The 24,632-nt window shown below is 71.1% G+C and carries 18 protein-coding genes; 13 read left to right on the forward strand and 5 right to left on the reverse strand.

From position 1 onward, the window contains the following. Positions 1–55: 55 nt before the first annotated feature. Both ACVGV2_RS20525 and leuS read right to left on the reverse strand, forming a co-directional pair. A complete protein-coding gene (locus ACVGV2_RS20525; RefSeq protein WP_459163977.1) occupies positions 56–1,957 on the reverse strand; it encodes an acyl-CoA dehydrogenase family protein in 1,902 nt (633 codons plus the stop codon). 435 nt (positions 1,958–2,392) lie between these two features. Then, on the reverse strand, positions 2,393–5,290 hold the full coding sequence (gene leuS / locus ACVGV2_RS20530; protein WP_459163978.1) for a leucine--tRNA ligase: 2,898 nt from the start codon (positions 5,288–5,290) through the stop codon (positions 2,393–2,395). A 296-nt stretch (positions 5,291–5,586) separates the two neighbouring features. On the opposite strand from leuS, the gene ACVGV2_RS20535 reads away from it, so the two are divergent. Together ACVGV2_RS20535 and ACVGV2_RS20540 are read left to right on the forward strand one after the other, a co-directional pair. Then, positions 5,587–6,231, forward strand: coding sequence for a class I SAM-dependent methyltransferase (locus tag ACVGV2_RS20535; RefSeq protein WP_459163979.1), 645 nt, complete (start codon positions 5,587–5,589; stop codon positions 6,229–6,231). A 175-nt stretch (positions 6,232–6,406) separates the two neighbouring features. Beyond that, on the forward strand, positions 6,407–6,850 hold the full coding sequence (locus tag ACVGV2_RS20540; RefSeq protein ID WP_459163980.1) for an SdpI family protein: 444 nt from the start codon (positions 6,407–6,409) through the stop codon (positions 6,848–6,850). Between the two features lie 51 nt (positions 6,851–6,901). Here ACVGV2_RS20540 and ACVGV2_RS20545 read toward each other — a convergent pair whose 3' ends face one another. Both ACVGV2_RS20545 and ACVGV2_RS20550 read right to left on the reverse strand, forming a co-directional pair. Beyond that, positions 6,902–7,474, reverse strand: a complete 573-nt coding sequence (locus tag ACVGV2_RS20545; protein ID WP_459163981.1) for a YqgE/AlgH family protein — start codon at positions 7,472–7,474, stop codon at positions 6,902–6,904. Positions 7,475–8,016: 542 nt separating this feature from the next. Then, the gene (locus tag ACVGV2_RS20550; RefSeq protein WP_459166072.1) at positions 8,017–9,465 is read right to left on the reverse strand and encodes a CCA tRNA nucleotidyltransferase; all 1,449 of its coding nucleotides are present in this window, start codon (positions 9,463–9,465) and stop codon (positions 8,017–8,019) included. Positions 9,466–9,605: 140 nt separating this feature from the next. Between ACVGV2_RS20550 and ACVGV2_RS20555 the strand changes: the two genes are divergently transcribed. The 9 genes from ACVGV2_RS20555 to ACVGV2_RS20595 all read left to right on the forward strand — a co-directional run bounded on the left by ACVGV2_RS20555 (position 9,606) and on the right by ACVGV2_RS20595 (position 21,001). Beyond that, a complete protein-coding gene (locus ACVGV2_RS20555) occupies positions 9,606–10,190 on the forward strand; it encodes an NUDIX hydrolase (RefSeq protein ID WP_459163982.1) in 585 nt (194 codons plus the stop codon). Then, the gene (locus tag ACVGV2_RS20560; RefSeq protein WP_459163983.1) at positions 10,187–12,346 is read left to right on the forward strand and encodes a DUF6049 family protein; all 2,160 of its coding nucleotides are present in this window, start codon (positions 10,187–10,189) and stop codon (positions 12,344–12,346) included. The genes ACVGV2_RS20555 and ACVGV2_RS20560 overlap by 4 nt, the downstream gene beginning before the upstream one ends. Before the next feature lie 244 nt (positions 12,347–12,590). Next, a complete protein-coding gene (murJ, locus tag ACVGV2_RS20565; RefSeq protein ID WP_459163984.1) occupies positions 12,591–14,348 on the forward strand; it encodes a murein biosynthesis integral membrane protein MurJ in 1,758 nt (585 codons plus the stop codon). A gap of 197 nt (positions 14,349–14,545) precedes the next feature. Beyond that, the gene (locus tag ACVGV2_RS20570) at positions 14,546–16,105 is read left to right on the forward strand and encodes a protein kinase family protein (RefSeq protein ID WP_459163985.1); all 1,560 of its coding nucleotides are present in this window, start codon (positions 14,546–14,548) and stop codon (positions 16,103–16,105) included. A gap of 101 nt (positions 16,106–16,206) precedes the next feature. After that, entirely contained in the window at positions 16,207–16,827 is a 621-nt protein-coding gene (sigM, locus tag ACVGV2_RS20575; protein ID WP_459163986.1) for an RNA polymerase sigma factor SigM, read from the forward strand. After that, entirely contained in the window at positions 16,824–17,801 is a 978-nt protein-coding gene (locus ACVGV2_RS20580) for an anti-sigma factor family protein (protein ID WP_459163987.1), read from the forward strand. The genes sigM and ACVGV2_RS20580 overlap by 4 nt, the downstream gene beginning before the upstream one ends. A 262-nt stretch (positions 17,802–18,063) precedes the next feature. Then, positions 18,064–19,056: a thioredoxin-disulfide reductase gene (trxB, locus tag ACVGV2_RS20585; RefSeq protein WP_459163988.1), complete on the forward strand. Its 993-nt coding sequence runs from the start codon at positions 18,064–18,066 to the stop codon at positions 19,054–19,056. 34 nt (positions 19,057–19,090) lie between these two features. Next, positions 19,091–19,417, forward strand: a complete 327-nt coding sequence (gene trxA, locus ACVGV2_RS20590; protein WP_459163989.1) for a thioredoxin — start codon at positions 19,091–19,093, stop codon at positions 19,415–19,417. Positions 19,418–19,852: 435 nt separating this feature from the next. Further along, positions 19,853–21,001 (forward strand): N-acetylmuramoyl-L-alanine amidase, encoded by a 1,149-nt coding sequence (locus ACVGV2_RS20595; protein WP_459163990.1) that lies wholly within the window; start codon positions 19,853–19,855, stop codon positions 20,999–21,001. A 138-nt stretch (positions 21,002–21,139) separates the two neighbouring features. Here ACVGV2_RS20595 and ACVGV2_RS20600 read toward each other — a convergent pair whose 3' ends face one another. Then, positions 21,140–21,772, reverse strand: a complete 633-nt coding sequence (locus tag ACVGV2_RS20600; RefSeq protein WP_459163991.1) for a GNAT family N-acetyltransferase — start codon at positions 21,770–21,772, stop codon at positions 21,140–21,142. A 356-nt stretch (positions 21,773–22,128) separates the two neighbouring features. Between ACVGV2_RS20600 and ACVGV2_RS20605 the strand changes: the two genes are divergently transcribed. Both ACVGV2_RS20605 and ACVGV2_RS20610 read left to right on the forward strand, forming a co-directional pair. Then, positions 22,129–23,466 carry an aminotransferase-like domain-containing protein gene (locus ACVGV2_RS20605; protein ID WP_459163992.1) on the forward strand — a complete coding sequence of 446 codons (1,338 nt, stop codon included), beginning with the start codon at positions 22,129–22,131 and terminating at the stop codon, positions 23,464–23,466. Positions 23,467–23,574: 108 nt separating this feature from the next. Further along, the gene (locus tag ACVGV2_RS20610; protein WP_459163993.1) at positions 23,575–24,543 is read left to right on the forward strand and encodes a D-alanine--D-alanine ligase family protein; all 969 of its coding nucleotides are present in this window, start codon (positions 23,575–23,577) and stop codon (positions 24,541–24,543) included. The last annotated feature ends 89 nt before the right edge of the window (positions 24,544–24,632 follow it).

A 24,632-nucleotide genomic window follows, 5' to 3' on the forward strand; every position in this document is an offset into this window, starting at 1 on the left:
CCGGCTCGGTTGGAACGTTTCTCGAGAAACGTTCTCAAAGCTGGTCAGGAGGGGGTCAGCCGCGGTCGACGATGGGAGCCCGCACCCACTGGCGGGGGATGCCGAAGGCTTGCACGATGTCCACGGCGTGCGGGCGCAACGACTGGCACAGCGCGTTGACGGCCTGGGTGACCTCCTTGGACCTGCGCGGGCTGATCCGCTCGTGCTCGAGGAACCACCCGCGCTCGGCCTCGATCGTGGACAGCGCGTAGAGGTCGCAGACCCGTTCCAGCAACTGGCGCGTGGCGCCGTCGGTGCAGCGGTCGACGGCGTTGACGAACGAATCGAGCACCATCCGGTCGACGTGCGCCCGCGCGGCCAGCAACACGTGGTCCTGGGCGTCGTTGAACACCTCGAAGGCGTTGTCCTTGCCGGCCCGGCGCAGCCGCCTGGCCAGTCCGTCCAGCACGTGCTTCTCGCGTTCCTCGAACTGCTTGAGCTGCCAACCGCGGTCGAACACGTCGTCCTTGCCCGAACTGATGAGCCGCTGCACGAGGTTGCGGGCCGCGGCGCGCTCGACCACCGCTTCGACGAACTGGTCGGCGATGAACCGCGCCATGCCGAGGGTTCCGAGCTCGTCGAACTGCTCCCTGTAGTGCGTGAGCATGCCCTTGGCCAGCAGCTGCAGCAGCACCGTGTTGTCGCCCTCGAACGTGGTGAACACGTCCGTGTCGGCCTTCAGCTGCGCGAGCTGGTTCTCGGCCAGGTAGCCGGAACCGCCGCAGGCCTCGCGGCAGGTCTGGATCGTGCGCGTGGCGTGCCACGTGGTCACGGCCTTGAGCCCGGCGACATCGCTCTCGAGCTTGCGCTGCCCGGCTTCGTCGCCGGCGTCGGAGAGGTCGTGCATCGTCTCGACCAGGTCGGCGTGCGCGAAGTGCAGCGCGCAGGTCTTCGCCAGCGCGGGCAGGAGTTTCCGCTGGTGCCCCAGGTAGTCCATGATGGACACTTCATCCCCGGTGTCCGGGCGGGTGAACTGCCGCCTGTTCTCGCCGTAGCGCAGCGCGATCTCCAACGCCAGTTTCGTCGCGCTGCCCGCCGTTCCGGCGACCGACACGCGGCCGCGGATGAGCGTGCCGAGCATGGTGAAGAACCGCTTGGTCGGCTTGTCGATCGGGCTGGAGTAGGTGCCGTCGGCGGCGACGTCGCCGTACCGGTTGAGCAGGTTCTCCCGCGGCACGCGCACCTGGTCGAACGCCAGCGTGCCGTTGTCCACCCCGTTGAGACCTGCCTTGTGCCCGCAATCGTCGATGTGCACGCCGGGCAGCGCGGTGCCGTCGCGGTCGCGGATCGGCACCAGCAGCGCGTGCACCCCGTGCTCACCGCCATCGGGTGTGTGCAGCTGCGCGAACACGACGGCCAGCCGCCCGTCGCGCGCGGCGTTGCCGATGAACTCCTTCATCGCCGACTCGTCCGGGGTGTGCACCACGAACTCGCCGGTCTCGGCGTCATAGGCGGCCGTGGTGCGCACGTTCTGCACGTCCGAGCCGTGGCCGCGCTCGGTCATGGCGAAGCAGCCGAGCAGGTCCAGGTTCATGATGTCGCGCAGGTAGCGCTCGTGGTGGCGTTCGGTACCGAGCGCCACGACCGCGCCGCCGAACAGGCCCCACTGCACCCCGCCCTTGACCATGAGCGAGAGGTTGCCGGGCAACATCTCCAGCGAGACCACCGAACCGCCCACGTCGGAACCGCCGCCGTGTTCGCGGGGAAAGCCGAGTTCCTGCACGCCCGTCTTGGCGAGCATCGTCAGCTGTTCGAGGGTGCGGGCGCGCTGCGTTTCCGTGTCGGCCGCCGGATCCGGCGCCAGGTCGACGTGGGTGAGGCCCTCGCGGACGCGTGCGCGCACGTCCGCCCAGCGTCCGTCGAACAGGCCGGCGAGCGCCGCGGTGTCGATTTCGCGGGGGGTGTTCGGCATCGTCATGGGCTCCTCCACACGTCAGCGCCTGCTGCCCCCGAGCGTAGTTACCAGTGAGTAACTTCGCCACTGTGGCCTCCGCGACACCGCAGCGCCGCTCGCCCCGCTCCTCGGGGCATACCCGACAGGCGTTCCCCGGGGCGCACCCGACAGGCACCGCACGACACCTGGTCGGCAACGGTGCAGCGAGCCCCCGCGGAGACCGCGGTGCGCGCACGCCACCGACCGCAGAACGCCGACCGGTGCCACCCAGCCCGGTGCGCACCCGGCGACGCTCCGCCCGCGACGCAGCGGGCCGCACCGCCCGGAACGCAGCGGGCCGCGGCGGGAACGCAGCGGGCCGCGGCGGGAACGCAGCGGGCCGCGGCGGGAACGATCCCACCGCGGCCCCGTCGTTCACAGCTGCGGCCGCCGGCGCCGGGGAAGCCGGCGCCGGCGGCATCACGCCACGACGTTCACCAGCCGACCGGGCACGACGATGACCTTGCGCGGCTCGCCGCCGTCGAGCTCCCCCGAGATCCGCTCGTCGGCCAGCGCGGCCGCGCGCACCGCCTCGTCATCGGCCGAGGCCGGCACGGTCACCCGCGACCGCACCTTGCCGTTGACCTGGATCGGGTACTCGACCGTGTCCTCCACCAGCAGGTCCTCGTCCGCCTGCGGGAACGGTGCGTGCACCAGGCTGTCGGAGTGGCCGAGCCGCGCCCACATCTCCTCGGCGACGTGCGGCGTCACCGGGGCGACCATGAGCACCATGGCCTCGACGACCTCGCGCGGCGCACCCGCCCCCGCGTAGGCCTTGGTCACCCGGTTGTTCAGCTCGATCAGCTTGGCCACCGCGGTGTTGAAGCGCAGCTCGGCGTACTCCTCGCGCACCGTGGCGATCGTCTTGTGCAGCGCGCGCAGCACCTCGTCGTCCGGCCGCTCGTCGACCACGCGCAGCTCGCCGCCGTGCTCGTCGACGACGTTGCGCCACAGCCGCTGCAGGAACCGGTGCGCTCCGACGACGTCCTTGGTAGCCCACGGGCGGGAGGCGTCCAGCGGCCCCATCGTCATCTCGTACAGCCGCAGCGTGTCCGCGCCGTAGGCGTCGGCCATCTCGTCCGGCGAGACCGAGTTCTTCAGGCTCTTGCCCATCTTGCCGTACTCCTGGAAGACCTCCGCCTCTCCCCAGAAGTAGCGACCACCGGACTCGGTGACCTCCTCGGCGGGGACGTACACGCCGCGCGCGTCGGTGTAGGCGTAGGCCTGGATGTAGCCCTGGTTGTACAGCCGGCGGTACGGCTCCTCGGAGGAGACCCAGCCCAGGTCGTAGAGCACCTTGTGCCAGAAGCGCGAGTACAGCAGGTGCAGCACCGCGTGCTCGACGCCGCCGACGTAGAGGTCCACACCGCCCGGGTCGTCGGGACCGTGCTCCGCGGGACGCTTGCCCATCCAGTAGCGCTCGTTCTCCGGGTCGACGAAGCGCTCGCCGTTGTCCGGGTCGATGTAGCGCAGCTGGTACCAGCACGAACCCGCCCACTGCGGCATGACGTTGGTGTCGCGGCGGTAGGTCTTCGGGCCGTCGCCCAGGTCCAGTTCCACCTCGACCCAGTCGGTGGACTTCGACAGCGGCGGTTCCGGCACGCTGTCGGCGTCCTCCGGGTCGAAGGTGCGCGGCGAGTACTCGGCGACCTCCGGCAGCTGCACCGGCAGGTGCTCCTCCGGCAGCGCGCGCGGCAGGCCGTGCTCGTCGTAGACGATCGGGAACGGCTCGCCCCAGTAGCGCTGGCGGGCGAACAGCCAGTCCCGCAGCTTGTACTGCACGCTGGCGCTGCCGTGGCCGTGCTCGCCCAGCCAGTCGATGACCGCGTCCTTGGCTTCGGCCACGTCCATGCCGTTGACGTCCAACCCGGTGTCCGCGGAGGACGAATTGATCGCCGGGCCGTCACCGGTGTATGCCTGACCTTCGAAGTCCGCGGGCGGCTGCACCGTGCGCACGATCGGCAGGCCGAACACCTCGGCGAACTCCCAGTCGCGTTCGTCCTCGCCGGGCACCGCCATGACCGCGCCCGTGCCGTAGCCCATGAGCACGTAGTCGGCGACGAAAACGGGGATGCGCCGCCCGTTCACCGGGTTGACCGCCCAGGCACCGGTGAAAACGCCCGTCTTCTCCCGGCTTTCCTGCCGGTCCAGTTCGGACTTCGTGGACGCGCGGCGCCGGTACTGCGCGACGGCCTCTGCCGGAGTCGCGGCACCACCCGTCCACCGCTGGTCCGCACCGGACGGCCACGCATCGGCGAGCAACCGGTCCACCAGCGGGTTCTCCGGCGCCAGCGCCATGAACGTGGCACCGAACAGCGTGTCCGGCCGCGTGGTGAACACGTCGACCGCCTCGTCGAGGCCGTCCACGCCGAACAGCACGTTGGCACCGCGCGAGCGGCCGATCCAGTTGCGCTGCATCGTCTTGACCTGCTCCGGCCAGACCAGCCGGTCCAGGTCGTCGAGCAGGCGGTCGGCGTAGGCGGTGATCCGCATCATCCACTGCTTGAGGTTGCGGCGGAACACCGGGAAGTTGCCGCGCTCGGTCAGCCCCTCGGCGGTGACCTCCTCGTTCGCCACCACGGTGCCCAGGCCCGGCGCCCAGTTCACCGGCTCCTCGGACAGGTAGGCCAGGCGGTGCGAGTCGAGCAGCTCGCGCTGCTCCAGGTCCGACAGCTCCGACCACGCGCGGCCGTCCGGCGCGGACCGCTCACCCTCGGCGAACTGCCGCTGCAGCTCGCCGATGGGACGCGCACGGCCGCGGCCGCCGTCGGCGTCGAAGTCGTACCAGGCGTTGAAGATCTGCAGGAAGATCCACTGCGTCCAGCGGTAGAACTCGATGTCCGTCGTCGCGATCCGGCGCCGCTCGTCGTGGCCGAGCCCCAGCCGGCGGATCTGGCCCAGGAACCACTCGATGTTGGCCTCGGTCGTCGTGCGCGGGTGGGTGCCCGTCTGCGCCGCGTACTGCTCGGCCGGCAGCCCGAAGGAGTCGAAGCCCATCGTGTGCAGCACGTTGTAACCCAGCATCCGGTTGAAGCGGGCGTAGACGTCCGTGCCGATGTAGCCCAGCGGGTGACCGACGTGCAGCCCGGAACCGGACGGGTAGGGGAACATGTCCTGCACGAACAGCTTGTCCGCGGAGACGTCCTCAGCGGACAGGGAGCCGACCGGGTTCGGCGCGTGGAAGCTGCCGAGCTCGGACCACCGGCGCTGCCAGCGCTGCTCGATCTCGGCGGCCATCCGCGCCGTGTAGCGGTGCGGCGGGACCTCTTCGTTCGCTGTCGCGGCGGTCCCGTCCGTCGCCCCGTCCTGGCCACTCATCGCGTGCGTTCCTTCCCTGCATTCAGCTTCTGCTCCCCGCCGCGCGCTGCACCGACCCCGGCGTTGGTGGCGGGCCACCTTCCGCCCGGCGGCTGACTGCGTCAACCAGGTGAACGCGTCCGGCTCGCGGTCCGATGACCTCCGCCGTTCAGTGTGCCTGTCCGGCTCATCCACCCGCGAAGAAGGGTGGGTTCGAGTAGCAGTCCCGCCCGCGCGCAGGCCCGCCCGTGTGCACGTCCTGTCCGCGTGCAGGGCGGAGTTGACTTCGAGCGCGCTCGATGGCGCAGGCTCGTGGCATGAGCATCGACAAGACGTGGTTCGACGACCTCTACGCGCAGCACGACGCGCCCTGGGTTCTCGGCGAGGCCCAACCCGAGATCGTCCGGCAAGAACGAGCCGGCACGATCAGCGGCAACGTGCTCGACATCGGCTGCGGGCTCGGCGACAACGCCCTGCACCTGGCCGAACGCGGCTACGACGTGCTCGGCATCGACTTCTCCGAGCAGGCCGTCCAGCGAGCCCGCGACAACGCCGCCGCGCGCTCGGTCGCGGCGCGTTTCGAAGTCGCCGACGCGCTCCGCTTCGACCGGCCGAACGCGTTCGACACGATCGTGGACAGTGCGCTGTTCCACGTGTTCGCCGGGCAGGACCGGGTGGAGTACGTGCGGAACCTGCACCGGTTGTGCCGCCCCGGCGGGCGGGTGCACGTGCTCGTCGCCGCACCTCCGCCGCCCGAGCACCCGGGCGCGGAGGCCGACGGCCCGCCGCAGGTCACCGTCGAGGAGCTGCGCGCGGCGTTCGGCCGCGGGTGGGAGATCGAGGAGCTGCGCGCGACCGGGCTGGCCGGCACCGCCACCGAAAGCACGGCGGAGCGGTTCCGCGTCGCTCCTGGGCAGCGGGCAAGCCTCGACGGGTGGTTCGCGCGGATCCGCCGCGTCTGATCCCGCATGCCCGCACGTGGTGGCTGCTCCGCCGCTGCCCGCGGGGACCGCATGCCAGCCGGCGAGCCCGGGCAGCGGCCGTGCGCAGGAGCACGATGCAGATGTGCTCTGCGGCACGGCCGGGCACCGCCGGCTCGGCGCCCGCCGCGGCACGGCTTAGGCTGAGCGTGTGCTGGTGGCTCAGGTGATCCTCTGCGCGGTCCTCGTCCTCGGCGGGGCGGGGCTGGTGTTGCTCGGGGTGCGCGGAACGCGCGGCAACCTGCCCCGCAACCGGTACGTCGGCGTGCGCACTCCGCAGGCCATGCGCAGCGAGGAGGCGTTCGTCCTCGCCAACCGCGCGGCGGGGCCGGCGCTGCTCGCCGGCGGCGGTGCCGCGCTGCTCGCCGGTGCCGCGATGCCCGCGCTGGCCTCGGTGATGAGCGTGGTGCTCGTGGCGGTGCTCGGGCTCGGCGGTGCGTTCGTGCTGATGACCCTGGGCGGCGTGGCCGGCCACCGGGCCGCGGCGGCGCTGCCCGATCCCGCGCCCACGGGGCTGTGCGGGGGCTGCGCGCTCGCCGGCGCGTGCCGGGGCGCGGCCGCGTCCGCGACGCCCGGCTGCGGCAGCATCTGCGGCGACTGACCCGGAAGGCTCGCTGAGCTGCATCGCTGCGCCGCTGAGCCCGACCCCGGGTCAGTTCAGCTTCACATCACCCGGGTGGGTGGCCAACAGGGCCAGCGGCAATCCCTGGCGGCGCAGCACCTGGCTCCACAGGCGGTCGGCGCTGGCCGCGAGCACGTCGTCCGGCAGCGCCGGCACCACGTACCAGTCGCCCCGGTCGATCTCCCCGCTGAGCTGGCCGGCTTCCCACCCGGCGTAGCCCGCGAAGAACCGCAGCCCCCGGGCGCGCGATGCCAGTTGCTCGGGATCACCGTCCAAGTCGACCAGGCCCACCGGTCCGCGCACGCCGACCACACCGTCCATCGCGGCCACGTCCTGCCCTGCGCGGAACGCGCCGAGGCAGATCGCGGTGCGCTGTTCGACCGGGCCGCCGACGAACAGCGACGGCGGTCCAGTGGCGTGCGGAGCCCAGTTCGGCAGGACTTCGTCCACCGACACCTCGCTCGGGCGGTTGAGCACGACACCGAGCGTGCCCTCCCGCCGGTGGTGGATCACGTACACGACGGCGCGCTGGAAGTTACTGTCCAACAGTTTCGGGGCCGCGACCAACAGCGTCCCCGGTTCCACATCCGCGTCCGATGCCACGCACACATGATCGCACTTATTGCCCACGCACGAATCCGGCGACACCAAGAAAGTCGTGCCCACTGGGTTCGCGTGACAACAACACTGGGAATCACTACTTGTTATTATTAACAGCAGCAATTACCTGATCGCATTACTCGAGCACACCACGCGGAAGCGGCAGCGGTGCACCGCTCACCCGGCAGGCCCCCTCCACGCTCTCCCGAACCGGACGTCTCCAACCCAAGCCGGACGTCTCCAACCCAAGCCGGGCGTCCATCTCCCGACACACCCGGACGCGAGTCACGTCCAGTCCGACACACCGCACCTTGTGGACAACTAGTCGCCCGGCCGTGTGGGGAGCGTTCACAATTATCATGAAAATTGTGCTCCCTGGAACGAGTCCAGACTGAAGCACGGGACGTGCCGCCGAGCACGCACCCGCGGCGGCAGGACGAGGGCAGTGCTGGTCCAGCCGGAAGGAGTCCAGCCGGCGCGGGTCCAGCCGGAAGGGGGCCAGCCGGGGCGGGTCCAGTTGAGGCTGTACCCAATCGGGGTGGGGACTACCGGGGGACGTCCAGGCCTTCGTCCTCCCCGGCCCAGCGCTTCAACTCGGCCACGGCCTCGTCGCGCCCCATCGGCCCGCGGTCGAGGCGGACCTCCTTGAGATGGCGCCACGCGCGGCCGACGACCGGACCGGGCGGGACGTCGAGCAGCTGCATGATCTCGTTGCCGTCGAGGTCGGGACGAACCTTCGCCAGGTCCTCCTCCTCGGCGATGCGCGCGATCCGCGCTTCCAGGTCGTCGTAAGCACGCTGCAACGCGGCCGCCTTGCGCCGGTTGCGCGTGGTGCTGTCGGCCCGCACGAGCTTGTGCAGCCGCTGCAGCAGGTGGCCCGCGTCGTTGACGTAGCGCCGCACCGCGGAGTCGGTCCACTGCCCCTCGCCGTAGCCGTGGAACCGCAGGTGCAGGTACACCAGTTCGGCGACGTCGTTGACGACGTCCTTGGAGTAGCGCAGCGCACGCAGCCGCTTGCGCGCCATCTTCGCGCCGACGACCTCGTGGTGGTGAAAGCTCACCCCGCCGCCCGGTTCGAACTTCCGGGTGGCGGGCTTGCCGATGTCGTGCAGCAGCGCGGCCAGCCGCAGCACGAGGTCCGGCGGCCCGTCCGGATCGGCGGCGCGCTCCAGGTCGATCGCCTGCTCGAGCACCTTCAGCGAGTGCCCGTAGACGTCCTTGTGCTGGTGGTGCTCGTCGATGGCCAGCCGCATGCCGGGCACTTCGGGCAGCACGTGCTCGGCCAGGCCGGTGTCGACGAGCAGTTCCACACCACGCCGCGGGTACTCGCCGCAGAGGAGCTTGGACAGCTCCACCTGGATGCGTTCGGCGGTGATCCGCGCGATCTCACCGGACATGTCGTCCAGCGCGGTGCGCACCCGCTCGGCAGGCCGCAGGTCGAGCTGCGCGACGAACCGGACGGCGCGCAGCATCCGCAGCGGGTCGTCGGCGAAGGACTCCTCGGGGGTCGCCGGCGTGTCCAACCGGTTGGCGGCGAGGTCGGCCGCGCCGCCGTGCGGATCGACGAAGGTGCGGTCGGTCACGTCGACGGCCATGGCGTTGACGGTGAAATCCCGCCGCAGCAGGTCACCCTCGATGCTGTCGCCGAACGCGACCTGCGGGTTCCGGCCGACGCGGTCGTACTGGTCGGCCCGGAAGGTGGTGATCTCCACGGTGGTGCCGCGTTTGTGCGCGCCGAGCGTGCCGAACTCGATGCCGGTGTCCCAGATGGTTTCGGCCCAGCCGGTCAGCAGCTCGCGCATCCGCTCGGGGCGGACGTCGGTGGTGAAGTCCAGGTCGGTGCCGAGGCGTCCGAGCAGCGCGTCGCGCACGCTGCCGCCCACCAGGTACAGCCGGTGCCCCGCGGCCGCGAACAGCTCGCCGAGCTCGATCGCCAGCGGCGCCGCGCGCAGCATGTCGTCCACGGCCCGCTCCCGGCAGCGGCCGGTCAGCAGCGGTGCGGCTGCGGTCGAGGTGGCGTCGTACTCCGAACTGGACACGGCTGCCAGGGTACTGGGCGGCTCGCCGGCGTCCTTGGCGTGTCGGACCCCGCCGGAACACCGGCCGGTTGAGTGAACGACCTAGTATCGGCGGCATGCCCCCGTCGCCCGGCCGCTCCGGCGGTAGCCAACCGGGGCGTCGGAACCGACGCCGCCGGCGCCGGCTGCGGACGTTCGAGGAGACCTCGGCGGGTGGGCTGGTGATCGCCGGCGGCGAGGGGATGGCTGCGATCATCGGACGGCTGGATCGGAAGGGGCGGCTGCTGTGGTCGCTGCCCAAGGGCCACATCGAGCCCGGCGAAACCCCGGAGCAGACGGCGGCGCGGGAAGTCGCGGAGGAGACGGGGATCGCCGGCAGCGTGGTGGCTCCGATCGGCACGATCGACTACTGGTTCGTGGCGGGCAACCGGCGCGTGCACAAGACCGTGCACCACTTCCTGCTGGAAGCGGTGGGCGGCGAGCTGTCCGACGAGGATGTGGAGGTCACCGAGGTGGCGTGGGTGCCCCTGGGCGAGCTCGAGGAGGTCCTGGCCTACGCCGACGAGCGGCGGCTCGTGCGGCGGGCTCTGGACCGCGACGCCTCCCGCGGCAAGCGCGGCCCCTGGGGGTCCGGGCCGTACGGACCGGTGGGCGGTTTCCGCATCGAACCGGCACGAGGTAGTGGAACGGAGCCGGGGTGAGGTTTCTACTGGCCGCGCTGACCGCCGTGCTCGTGTTCGCACTGCTGCCGGCCGTGCCGGCGCCCCCCGCGCAAGCCCAGGACCAACAGCTCGCGCGGTTCGACGTGACCAACGTCACGCCGAACGTGGTGACGGAGCGCGCCCCGGACGAACTGGTCGTCAGCGGACAGCTCACCAACACCGGCGACCACGTCATCGACAACGTGGAGGCCCGCGTTCAGCGGGGGGAGGCCCCGAGCACCGAGCCCGAGGTGCAGCAGGCCCTCCACGGCGAGGCGAACATCACCACCGAACCCGGTTTCACCCCGGTCGCCGAGCGGATCCGCCCCGGTGAGCAGGTGCCGGTGGAGATCCGCATCCCCTTCTCCGGCCCCGACTCGCTGGGCATCACCGAACCGGGCACGTACCCGCTGCTGGTCAACATCAACGGCGATCCCGAATCGAGCTCGCGCTCCCGCGTCGCCGAGACGAACTTCCTGCTGCCGGTGCAGGCCCCGCCCGGCGGCACGCCGCAGCCACCGCCCGCGCCCACTCCCACCTCGCTGCTCGTACCGCTGGTCGACTACCCGCGGATGGAGCGCTCCACCTCGCCGGGCAACCGCGCGATCCTCACCGACGACGGGCTGGCGAACGAGCTCTCGCCCGGTGGACGGCTCTACGACCTGGTGCAGACCATCAACGACCGCGTCGCCGACGGCTCCCCGCTGGGCAGCGCCCTGTGCTTCGCCATCGACCCGGACCTGCTGGCCACCGCCCAAGCGATGAGCCGACCCGAGGGCTACCTGGTGCGCACGTCCAACGGCGGCACCGAACCCGGCATCGGCGGCGACGCGGCCGAGCTGTGGTTGAACAAGCTGCGCCAAGCCGTCGACGGCCGCTGCGTGATCGCACTGCCCTACGCCGATGCCGACCTGGTCTCGCTCAGCCGCGCGGGACTGCCCGACATGACCCGGGGCGCGATGGACGGCAGCCGGCTCGTCGGCCGCATCCTCAACGAGGGCGGCAACGCCGCGGTGGCCCCGCGCCCCGCCGCCTGGCCCATCTCCGGTGCGCTCGACCAGCGCACCGCCGGTGACCTCAAAGGCGTGAACACGACACTGCTCGACACCAACTCGCTGGACAGACCCGCGGGCACGCTGGCACCGGTCAGGCTCCGCGGCACCGAGCTGACCGCCCAGCCGCTCGATCCGCTGCTGAGCAGCGCGCTCAACCCGCTCCACGACACGGCCCGGCGGCCCTCCGCGAAATCCCCGCCGACGGGCGAGTCGGCCACCGCGCAGGACGCGCTCGGCTCGCTGCTGTTCCGCTCCACCCTCGGGTCGCTGCCCGGCTCGACCTCCGTGCTCGCCCCTCCGCGCCGGTGGAACATCAACGGCGAGCAGCTGCGCGGCCTGCTCGACGGGATGCGCACGCTCAGCGATGCCGGCTACATCGACCCCACCGCGCTGCCGCAGCCCAGCGGCGAGCTGCCCGAAGTGGACCTGACATCGCAGGGCGACGCCGAGGACACCGAGATCCCGCAGTCGGCGCTGCACGCGCTGGCACGCGCCAATTACGCGGTCGGTGACCTGTACCGCTCCTCCGCGGAGGAAGAGGCCGGCGACATCGCCCCGGCCCAGGTCACCACTCCGCTGCGCAACGGCCTGCTCCGCGGCGTGTCGAGCGCGTGGCACGGCGACCCGACCGGTGCGCACCGCTGGACCGGGCTCGGGCGCGAGGCGGTGCGCAACACCCTCTCGCACGTCCACCTCGAGGAGTTCCAGGGCAAGATCGCGCTGGCCTCCTCCAACAGCGCCATCCCGTTGACGGTGGTCAACGACCTGCCGGTTACGGTCACCCTGCGGTTGCGCGTCGCTCCGACACCCGGTGTGGAGGTCTCGGACCTGGGAACGCTGCGCATCCCGGCGCACAGCAGGCGGCAGTTCTGGCCCGAGGTCTCGGTGGACCGCGTCGGCGAGTTCAACATCGACGTGGCTGCCGTGACCGAAGGCGGCACGACCCTGGGGCAGCCGAAGCGGCTGCAGGTCGACTCCAGCGCCTACGGGCCGTTGATCCCGGCGATCACGATCACCGCGGGAGGCCTGCTCGTCGTGCTGTCCGCGGTGCGCATCGTGCGGCGCATGCGCGCCGGGCGCGGTGACCGGGAAGGAGGTTGAGCGCCGGGCGGGCCCGCGCGGTCGCTGCGAACGACCGCACGTCGACCGCGGAGGTCGACCAGCGGGTGCGGGCGCGTAGCCCGAACGCCGGCTGAGGACGCCGCAGCGCCGCACGTATCGTCCGTGCAGATGAGTCCTGCTGGCCGCGCTTCGGGGTAGGGACTCGGTGCCGAAGAAGTACGAGAAGTCGCGCCGACGAGCGAAGACGTGCGACTGGTCGCCAGAGTAGGGACTTCGAGTAGCGTTGCGAAACCCGCGAAACGACGAGACTGAGGTCATCCCGGCCGCGGATGCTCCGACCGACCGCCTCAGCGTCCACGCCCGCCAGGGCGACCGCGAACCGGACCACTCCGTCGATCCGGACGAGCAGGACACCGTCGTGATCCCCGCGGTGCCCGACGAGGCCGGCGAACAGCAGGAGCGGGTTTCCGGCTCCAAATCGTTAGGCAGGACGGCGGGTTCGGTCGCGATCGCCGGCTTGTTCAGCAAGGTGACCGGTTTCGTCCGAACTCTCGTCATCGTCTGGGTTCTCGGGTTCTCCGCCAGCGCTGACGCCTACAACGTGGCGAACAGCATGCCCAACCAGATCTACGAGCTCATGGTGGGCGGCGTCCTGACCAGCGTGATGGTGCCGCTGCTCGTCAGGACGATCAAGGACGATTCGGACGGCGGCGCGGAGTACGCGCAGCGGCTCGTCACGATGACGACGGTGCTGCTGCTGGCGATCACCGCGGTCGCGACCTTCTGCGCCCCGATGCTGACGAATGTCCTGGTGGACAACTCGTCCGCGAACGCGAAGCCGATGCTGGCGACGGCCTTCGCCTACATCCTGCTGCCGCAGATCGTCTTCTACGGGATCTCCGCGCTGTTCGGCGCGCTGCTGAACGCGCGCGAGGTGTTCGGACCGCCGGCCTGGGCGCCGGTGCTGAACAACATCATCCTGATCAGCACGTTCGGGATCTACCTGCTGCCCGGCATGCTGTCGCTCGATCCCGATGCGCTGACGCAGCGGGACATCCTGGTCCTGGGGATCGGCAGCACCTCGGGCGTCGTGCTCCAGGCGCTCGTGGTGATCCCCTCGTTGCTGCGTTCCGGCTTCCGGTTCCGGATCCGCTGGGGCTGGGACCCCCGGTTCGCGGAGTTCGGCGGGCTCGCGCTGTGGACGGTCGCCTACGCCGTGCTCGCGCAGCTCGGAGTGCTCGCCGTCACCAACGTGACGACCGCGCACGGCGGCTTCACCATCTACAACAACGTGTGGCTGCTCGTCCAGCTGCCGTACGGGGTCATCGGGTTCGCCCTGATCACGGCGATCCTCCCGCGCATGAGCCGTGCGGCGGCCAACACCCAGTTCGAGCACGTCAAGGACGACCTCTCGCTGGCGACGCGGTTGTCGACCAGCGTCATGATCCCGATGAGCGTGCTGATGACGGTGCTGAGCCCCTCGCTGAGCGGCGCGCTGTTCAGCATCGGCCAGGGCTCGGGCGACACGGGCAAGCTCACCGTCGCCCTGTCGAGCGCGGCGTTCGGCGTCCTGCCGTACGCGGTCACGCTGATCCAGCTGCGCGTGTTCTACGCGATGAAGGACGCCCGCACGCCCACGCTGATCATGGTGGTCATGACGGCCACGAAAGCCGGCCTCACCTACGCCGCCCCGCTGGTGCTGCCCTCCGAAGCCGTCGTGCACGGGGTGACCTTCGCCAACTCGGCCTCGTTCCTCGTCGGCTGGATCATCGGCGACATCTGGCTGCGCAAACGCCTGGGTCGCCTCCGGATGGGCGTGCACGTCACGCTCGGCAAGACCGCGCTGGCCTCGCTCGCGGCCGCGGTAGCGGCGCTGCTGGTCCAGTGGATGAGCCCGGCGACGCTGTTCGGGCACTGGGCCGCGCTGATCATCGGTGGTATCGGCGGTGCCGTCGTGGCGCTGGTGGTGCTCAGCGCGCTGAAGGCGGCGGAGGTGCGCACCGTGACCCGGAAACTGCCCGTTCTGTCCAAGTACGTCTGATCCGCCGCCGCGTTCGGCCGCGCGGCGCGGTTGCGCGTGCGCGAAACGCGACCCGGTGATCGAGCGGCTCGCCGGTCCGCTGCGTCGTCGCTGATGCACGCGTCACGTACCCTCGTTGTGGAAGTCTCCTTCCGTGGGGGAGTAGTCAGGGGCGCCGCAAGCCCCGGGAGCGGACCGGAAGGAGCGGGAGAGGGAAGGTGACCAGCGAACAAACCGGGCAGATGACGCCGGAGGACAACGGAGAAGCCGGTGGGGGCGGGCCGCGCCTGACTCCCGGGACGGTGCTCGATCACGGCCGGTACCGGCTGCTCGCCCAGGTCGGCGCGGACACGCGCTGCAACGCCCAGCTGTGGCGCGCGAAGGACGGTGTGCTCGGTCGGGACGTGGCCCTGACGGTCCTCGTCGGCGACCGTTCCGACACGGAGGCGGCCGCCAACGCGCGTCGGAGCCTGGAACGCGCCATGCACGCGAGCACCTTCAACCACCTCGGCGTGGCTCGCGTCCTCGACGTGGTCACCCAAGCCCCCGGAGATCCCGAGGGTGTGCTCGGCATCGTCATCGCCGAGTGGACCCACGGGACGGACCTCGTGGAGCTCGTCGAGCACGGCCCGCTGGCGCCGGGCACGGCGGCGCGGTTGTTGCAGCCGCTGGCCGCGGCCGTGGAAGCCGGCCACCACGCGGGGCTCGTCCTCGGCGTGGACCATCCGCAGCGCATCCGGGTCACGCCGGAGGGCGAGGTGCGGATGGCCTTCCCCGGCCCGCTGGCGCACGCGACGTCGAACGAGGACGTCTCCGGTCTCGGCGCGGTGCTGTACCTGTTGCTGACGGCGCGGTGGCCCCTGGCCGGCACCCCGGGAGGTCTCAGCTCCGCCCCGCTCGGTCAGGACGGCAACGTCGTGCCGCCGCGCACGCTGCGCCCGACCGTGCCCCTGGAACTGTCCACAGTGTCCGTTCGTGCGCTCGGTTCGGCGGACAACTCCGGCACGACCGGAGGAGTGCGCACCGGCGCGGCCGTGCTGCGCGTGCTGGAGCAGCACGCCACCGACGAGCACTCCGAGGCCGTCGCCAACGCGGGCTCGTCGAGCACCGCGGTGTGGAGCACCGACGAGCCCAAACCGGACCGGGCGAAGCGGAAGAAGCTCGTGCTCAGCGTGAGCGTGCTCAGCGTGGCCACGCTGCTGGTGGTCGGCTGGATCGCGGCCAGCCTCATCGGTGCGTTCACCGACCCGGTCAACCCGGGCGACAGCCAGGTCATCGACGAGTCGAACAACGCGGGCGGCCAGGGCGACGCGCCCGCGGACCGCCCGTCACCGGAACCGCTGCCGGTCAGCGACGGCACCTCGTACAACGACAACGGCGAACCCGATGCGCCGCACCGGATCCCGAACCTCTACGACGGTGATCCCAACACCGTGTGGAAGACCTTCGACTACTTCCAACAGCTGGGCCCCGAGGGGATCAGCAACGGCACCGGTGCGGTGCTCACCCTCGACCGGCCCGCCGTGCTGAACGAGGTCACCATCGACTCGCCCAGCGCGGGCGCGCAGGTCGAGATCCGCACGGTCGACGGCGAACCCGGCCTGAACAGCGGTGAAGTGCTCGGCTCGGCGCAGCTGCAGAACGGGCGGACGACGATCCCCGTGCAGGCCGCCCAGCCCACCGACCGCGTGCTCGTGGTGCTGACCCAGCTCACCGAATCCGGCGGGGACTACAGCGCGGAGATCGGCGAGATCGGGTTGACCGGTTCTGCGAGCTGACCCCCGCGGGCCGGGTCCGCGGGCCCGGACGAGCAGCAGCGATCGGTGTTGCGGAACACGGGGGATCATTCTCCGTCGCCTGAACAGTACAGTGCGAGATCGTGACTGTCCCCGCCAGTTCGGATGCCGATCTTCTCGCGGCGCACATCCACGGAGACCCGCACGCGTTCTCCGAGCTGTTCCGCCGGCACCGCGACCGGCTGTGGGCCGTGGCGCTGCGCACGATGCGCGACCGCGACGAAGCCGCCGACGCGTTGCAGGACGCGATGCTGTCGGCCTTCCGCAGCGCCGAGTCGTTCCGCTCCGAATCCCAGGTGACCACGTGGCTGCACCGCATCGTGGTGAACGCCTGCGTCGACCGGATGCGGCGCCGCCGCGCCCGGCCCGCCGTCCCCCTCGCCGAAGAAGGACCGGAAGAACCGGCCGTACAACGAGATGATTTCGCCGTGCAGGACACGCGGATGGCGGTGCGCGACGCGCTGGCGAACTTGCCGGAGGATCAACGGGTCCCCATCGTCCTGGTGGACGTCGAGGGGTACTCGGTGGCCGAAGCGGCCACGCTGCTGGGCGTCGCCTCCGGCACGGTGAAGAGCCGCTGCGCGCGGGGGCGGCTGCGCCTGGCGAAACTTCTCGGGCATCTGCGGAACCCGAGCGCGCACCCGGACGTCCCAGGTTCCACGGGTGCCGGAGCGCAGGCGGAGTCGAGGCAGGAGGGACGATGAGCGGTCACGACCGGCGCGGATCCGCGCCGCAGGACCCGTCGTGGTCCCCGGAATTGCTGGCCGACCTGCACGCCGGCGCGCTCGACGAGGGCACGGCACAACAGCTGCGGCGGCAGATCGCCACGGACCCGGCGGCCCGCGAGGTGTTCGCCGCGCTGCAGGTGACCACCGAGCAGCTCGGCGCGCACGAGGCCGAGCCCGCCCCGGACGAGATCACCGCCCGCATCGACGGGACGCTGCGCGCGGCCGCGCACGAGAGGCAAACCACCCGCCCGGTTGCGCTGCCGGCTGCGCAGCCGGCACCCCCGCGGGCGGTGCCACCGGGTCCTGCAACGGTGCGGGCGCACGGCTGCGGATCGCCCGCCGCGGACTCCGCCACCGCGGAACAACCCGCCGCGGGCGGTGTTCCGGCGGAGGGGACTGCTGCACGGCCGGCCCCCGTGGCCGAGCTGTCCGCGCGTCGGCGCCGCCGCGCCCGCTTCGCCTGGGGCGCGAGCGCGGTCGCAGCGGCCGCCGCGGTGGCCGCGGTCCTCGTCCTCGCACTACCCCCCTGGTCGACGACGCAACAAGCCCGGCAACCGCCGCCGGACCGACCCTCCCCAGCCAAACCACCCGGAAGCCAGTCGACGGCGCAGCAGCCGCCGGCCGAGATCCCCACCGCTCCCGAGGGGTCCGCCCCGATCGCGCTCACCGGCCCCGAGGTCGAACTCACCGGCGAGCAGTTCACCCGGGTGATGCAGCAGCAGCAGTACGACGGGCTGCGCGAGGCGCGGCAGTGGCCGGGCTGCCTGCAGGCCAACGGGGCCGCAGGTGCGCAGCCGCTGGGCGCGCACGCCATCACCCTCGACGGGCAGTCGGCCCAGCTGTTCGTGCTCTCCACCGGCGAGATCGGCCGGTTCCGCCTGCTCGCCGTCCGCCCGGACTGCGGTCCGGACAACCCCGCCACGATCTCCGAGACCACCTACGGCGGGTGACGGCGGCATCGCACACGCGTGTGAGCCGCCGTCGCCAGTACGGTGGTCCAGGCAGGCGGGCGGTTGCTGCGGACGACGGTGCGCGAGGCGCTGCGGTGCACCACTGCCGCGGGGAACAGCCGCGCAGCGGGACGAAACCGGTGCTGTGTGCGGTGCCGCACGCGGCGGTGGCGGACGGGAACACAACACGCCCCGCCCGTGTTGTGCCGAATGAGCTCGCGCGCGCAGAAGCGGGCGAGCACGCGACGACGGAAGGGGCGCGGTGACTGGCGACGTGCGCAACGTGATCATCGTCGGCTCGGGGCCGGCCGGCTACACCGCAGCGGTGTACGCCGCACGGGCCGAGCTCGAACCGTTGGTCTTCGAGGGAACCCAGTTCGGCGGCGAACTGATGAACACCACCGAGGTGGAGAACTACCCTGGCTTCACCGACGGCGTCATGGGGCCGGACCTGATGCAGCAGATGCGCGCCCAGTCCGAACGCTTCGGCGCGGAACTGCGCGCGGAGGACGTCGAGGAGCTGGACCTCGCTGCGGACGTCAAGACCGTGCGGGCCAACGGCCGCACGTACCAGGCGCGCGCGGTCATCCTGGCGATGGGCGCGGCCCCGCGCTACCTGGGCATCCCGGGTGAGGAGCGGCTGCTCGGCCGCGGCGTGTCCTCCTGCGCCACCTGCGATGGGTTCTTCTTCCGGGAGCAGGACATCGCCGTCGTCGGCGGCGGTGACTCGGCGATGGAGGAGGCCACCTTCCTGACCCGCTTCGCCCGGTCGGTGACGATCATCCACCGGCGGGAGGAGTTCCGCGCCTCCAAGATCATGCTGGAGCGCGCCCGCGGCAACGAGAAGATCAAGTGGCTGACCAACACCACGCCCACCGAGGTGCTGGGGGAGAGCACGGTCAGCGGGCTGCGGTTGCGCGACAGCGTCACCGGCCAGGAGTCGGACCTGGACGTGACCGGCATGTTCCTGGCCATCGGGCACGACCCGCGCAGCGAACCGGTCCGGGGGCAGCTGGCCACCGACGAGGAGGGTTACCTGCAGGTCGCCACCCCGTCGACGTGCACCGAGATCCCCGGTGTGTTCGCCGCGGGCGACCTGGTCGACCGCACCTACCGGCAGGCCGTCACGGCCGCCGGGACCGGCTGTTCCGCGGCCATCGACGCCGAGCGGTGGCTCGCCGAGCAGCAGTCCGTGTCGCAGGCAGACAAGGCCGCCGAGCTCGTCGGCGGCGGCTACGGCCCGGACGTGAACTGACCGCCCATCCCACTGAGCGAGCAAGGGAGTAGACATGGCCGGCAACACCGTGACCGTGGACGCCGACAGCTTCAAGTCCGTGGTTCTGGACAGCGACAAGCCGGTACTCGTGGACTTCTGGGCCACCTGGTGCGGACCGTGCAAGATGGTCGCCCCGGTGCTCGAGGAGATCGCCGACGAGTACCCGGAGCAGATCACCATCGCCAAGCTGGACATCGACCAGAACCCGACGTTGCAGCGGGACTACCAGGTGATGTCCGTTCCGACGATGCTGCTGTTCCACAAGGGCGAACCCGTCAAGCAGATCGTCGGCGCGAAGCCGAAGGCCGCGATGCTCGAGGACCTCTCCGAGTACCTGTGACCGCGAACGCCCGCAGGGGTGAAGAGCGCCCGCTGGTGTGAGCTCGCACTCCTTCCGCGTGCAACCGAATAACGCGACCCCGCCGTCCTGTCGATGGGCACAGTGACGGCGGGGTCGCGTTTTTGCGCGGCCGAATCGACGCACCCCGTGCAGCTGGCCCCGCAACCACCGCGCCCACCTCGGCCCGCAACCATCTCGGCCCGCAACGCCGATGCCGGACGAGCAAGGCACAATGGCTGCGCAGAGGTGGAACCGGCGTTGTGCTCCCCCGGGGGCCCGTGCACGTGCCTCGGGAACCGTGTGCGTACCACGAAGGTGGGGACGGGCACGAGGCAAGTACGAACACGAGGTGGGGACGGGCACGAGACGGGGGACGGACACGATCAGCCATGCGCGCCGATGCACCCATCGGCGCCGGACACGAGCGAGGAGTGCATGCAGCTGCTCCGCCGCGGTGACGCCGGCCCGGCCGTTGCCGAGATCAGAAACACGCTGGCCACGCTGGGGATCCTTCCTCCCCAGAACGGACGCGACGCCGCCGTGTTCGACGAGGCGGCGGAACACGCGGTGCGGATCTTCCAGCAGCAGCGCGGCCTGATCACCGACGGCATCGTGGGCCCCGCCACCTACCGGGCGCTGACCGACGCGCGGTGGCAGCTCGGCGACCGCTCGCTGACCTTCCTCGTGAGCAAACCCATGAGCGGCGACGACGTGTTCACCCTGCAGGAGCGGCTGCTCGAACTGGGCTACGACGCGGGCCGGCCCGACGGGATCTTCGGCCGGGAAACCGACCAGGCCCTGCGCAGCTTCCAACGCGACTACGGGCTGAACGCGGACGGGATCTGCGGTCCGAGCACGCTGCGCGCGCTGAAACAGCTCGCCCCGAAGGTGCGCGGCGGCCGCCCGGTGTTCCTGCGCGAGCAGGAGAAGGTCCGCCGGTCCGGCCCGCGGCTGCGCGGCAAGCGCATCGTCATCGACCCGGGGCACGGCGGCCCCGACCCCGGCGCCCGGTGGGGCTCGGCCAGTGAGGCCGATCTGACCTGGGATCTGGCGCGCCGCCTCGAGGGCCGGATGATCGCCACCGGGATGGAAGCGCTCATCACGCGCGGACCGCACGGCTGCCCGCCCGAGGCCGACCGCGCGCTGTTCGCCAACGAGGCGAGCGCGGACATGTTCCTGTCGCTGCACATCGACGCGAACCGCGCACAGGCGGCGCAGGGCGTGGCCGGTTTCCACTTCGGCACGGGCAACGGCACCACCTCCACCGTCGGCGAGGCGCTGGCCGGGTTCCTGCAGCGCGAACTCGTCGCCCGCACCGGCATGACGGACTGCAAGACCCACCCGAAGACCTGGGACGTGCTGCGCCTGACCCGGATGCCCGCGGTGCGCATGGAGCTCGGCTACCTCACCAACGCCCGGGACCGGCACCGGCTGCTCGACCCGGGTTTCCGCGACGTGGTCGCCGAAGGACTGCTCGTGGCGATCAAGCGGCTGTACCTGCTGGGGCAGAACGACCAGCCGACCGGCACGTTCACCTTCGACGACCTGCTGCGCTACGAGTACGCCCGCGCCGAAGGCGCCTGAATCACCCGCGCCGAGGGCGCCTGATACGTCGCAGCACCGGGGACGGTCGCACCGCGGAGGCCTGAACCGCCGGCCGCGTTGCCCGGGCCCGGCCGGCCCAACGGGCGCAACCGCGCGCCAGAGGGCCGTGCGGGCGGCTCAGCGGCGCGCAGACGGCTCCGCGGCCGGGCGGGCGGTGGTGGAGACCGACATCGTGGCGGTGAGGTGTTGCAGGGCCGCGTCCACGTCCTCCTTCCACGTGGGCTCCTCCGGCAGCTCCATCCGCATCCGCGGCCACTGCTCGTGGGAGCGCACCGTGTGGAACCCGACCCGCTGCAGGAAGTCCCCGGGGATCACGCACGACCGCTCGCCGGTGGCGTCCGCGAAGGCCTCCACCGCGCGCACCCCGCGGCGGCTCAACTCGCGGGCGAGGTTGCGCACCAGCAGCATCCCGAGGCCGAGTCGCCGCCGCTCCGGCAGCACGTGCAGCGCGGTCAGCAGCACCGCGTCCGCGCTGACCGGTGCCGTGGGGAACGCCTCCGCTGCCGGCACCTGCGACGGCGGCGCGTAGAAGGCGTAGCCGGCGGGGGAGTCGCCGAGGAACAGCTGGTGACCGCACACCCCCCAGTCCAGCAGCACTCCGGAAACCCAGGCCTCCTTTTCCAGTTCGGTCGCGCCGACATCCTCGGCCTGCCGACCGGCGCTGCCGAGTTCCCAGAACACGCAACGACGGCACCGCGGCGGCAGCTGGTCGAGGTTGTCCAGCGTGACCTCGACAACACGTCGGGACACCGAACCTCCCAGGAATGGCGATGCGGGCGATCGCCGACACGAACCGCGCGGAACCAGCATACGGTGTGGTTTTCACCACGGGGAAGGCGCGCGCAGTGCCCGCCATCCTCGATGGAGTGAGACGGTGCCGGCACACGCCTGCCCGCGCGGGCGGGCGCCGGCGGTCGGGCGCACCATGGCGCCGTGGCGGGCCGGGCAGCCGTGGCGGGCCGGGCAGCCGTGGCACAGCGGGTTCCAAGACTCCGGGCCGCACCGGACGGGGTTACACCGGGACGGGGTGCGGCGATAGGACGACTAGAATCACCGCCGCCGGTCACCGGGCCGAGCACGGCGCACACATCGGATCGGAGCGCGATATGTCTGATCAGGAAAGCCAGCCGGAGGGCACACCGGAAAAGGATTCCCCGGCCCGCAACCTCGACGCGCACCGCGCGCTGTACGCGCAGCGAGCGACGGGGATGACCGCTTCCGAGGTGCGCGCGCTGTTCGCCGTGGCCAACCGGCCCGAGGTGGTGTCACTGGCCGGGGGGATGCCGAACCTCGCCGGCCTTCCGCTGGATTCGCTGTCCGCCGAGATCGGCGACCTGGTTGCCCGCGAGGGCCAGAGCGCGCTGCAGTACGGCTCCGCGCACGGCATCGGTGAACTGCGCGAGCAGATCTGCGAGGTCATGTCCCTGGAGGGCATCGAGGCGCACGCGGACGACGTGATGGTCACCGTCGGTTCGCAGATGGCGCTGGACATGGTCACGCGGATCTTCTGCGACCCGGGTGACGTGGTGCTGGCCGAGGGCCCCTCCTACGTCGGCGCGCTGAGCTCCTTCTCCGCCTACCAGGCCGAGGTCGTCCACGTCCCCATGGACGAGGAGGGCTTGCGGCCCGACCTGCTCGAGCAGACGATCGACGAGCTGCGTTCGGCGGGCAAGCGGATCAAACTGCTCTACACCATCCCGAACTTCCACAACCCGGGCGGTGTGACGCTGGCCGATCACCGGCGGCCCGAAGTCCTCGAAGTCTGCTCGCGCCACGGCATCCTCGTGCTCGAGGACAACCCGTACGGGCTGCTCGGTTTCGACGGGCAGACGCACCCGTCGCTGCGCAGCCTCGACCCGGACAACGTGGTCTACCTCGGCTCGTTCTCGAAGATCTTCGCCTCGGGGCTGCGGGTCGGCTGGGTGCTCGCGCCGCCGGCGGTGCGCGAGAAACTCGTGCTCGCGGCGGAATCGGCCACGCTGTGCCCGCCGACGTTGAACCAGATGATCGTGTCGCGGTATCTGAGCACGCACGACTGGAAGGGCCAGATCAAATCCTTCCAGGAGCAGTACCGCCAGCGCCGCGATGCCATGCTCTCCGCGCTGGAGCAGCACATGCCCGAGGGCACGACGTGGACCGCGCCGGAAGGCGGGTTCTTCGTCTGGTGCACCGCCCCGGAGGGCGTGAGCACCAAGGAGATGCTGCCCCGCGCGATCAACGAGCGGGTGGCCTACACCTCCGGAACGGGTTTCTACACCGACGGGAGCGGCAGTCGGCAGATGCGCCTGGCGTTTTGCTATCCGACTCCCGAACGGATCCGCGAGGGCGTGCGCCGGTTGGCGCACACGATCTCCGAAGAGCTCGACTTGGTGCGCACTTTCGGCACCTCGGCGCAGGGCGGTGCGCGACGCGGGCCGCAGGCGCCGTCCCCGGACACGGCGTAGTGCGAACGCCTGACACAGCAACGAATCCACTGTGCACCATTTTCCGTGCACAGTGGATTTTTATGTCTATTGCAGACGGAAAACACCGAATGAGACGAGGAGAAACGCATGTCCGAACGCTGGGTGTCCGTGCTGGCCGGTGGCTTGTCCCACGAGCGGGACGTCTCACTGCGCTCCGGACGGCGCCTGTCCGCAGCGCTGCGTTCGGTCGGCATGACCGTGTCCGAGTGGGACGCCGATGATCAGCTGCTCACCCGACTGCGCCGGGAACGTCCCGAGGCGGTGGTCATCGCGCTGCACGGAGGGGAGGGCGAGAACGGATCCGTGCAGACCGTCCTCGACCTGCTCGGCATCCCGTACGTGGGCACCGCCCCGCAGGCGTGCCGCCGCGCCTGGGACAAACCCACCGCGAAGGCCGAACTCGCCCGCGCGGGCCTGACGACACCCGATTGGGCCGTGCTACCGCACTCAGCCTTCCGCGAGCTGGGCGCGCAGGACGTGCTCGACGCGCTCGTCGCGAAGCTCGGCCTGCCACTCATGCTCAAGCCCGACAAAGGGGGCTCCGCTCTGGGTGCTCAAGTGGTGCGCGAGGCCACGGACCTGCCGGCCGCGATGATGTCGGCGCTGTCGTACGGCGATGCCGTGCTCGTGGAGCAGCTCATCACCGGCACCGAAGTCGCCGTGACCGTTCTCGACGGCGCGGAGGGGGCGCACGCGCTTCCGCCCGTGGGCATCGAACCCGCCTCCGGGGTGTACGACTACACGGCCCGCTACACCGCCGGTTTGACCGAGTACAGCACGCCGGCGCAGCTGTCCGCTCCGGCATCCGAGGCGGCCGGCGAACTCGCCACTGCAGCGCACCGCCTGCTCGGGCTCCGGGACATCTCGCGGACCGACATGATCGTGGACGAGACCGGCACGCCGCACTTCCTCGAAGTGAACGTCTCGCCGGGGCTGACCGAAACATCGCTGACACCGATGGCAGTGGAGTCCGCCGAACGCTCGCTCGGGGACGTCTTCAGCGCGAGCATCGAACAGGCCATCGAGCGGTCCGGAAGTGCTCGACACCGGGGCTGAGCACGCGCCCGCACGGGCCGCTTGGTGGTGCGAAGTTCCGCTTCGACACGTCGGGGGGCGCAGGACGTGCGAGCGGAACGTCCGCGTGA

Source organism: Bounagaea algeriensis (assembly GCF_054491375.1).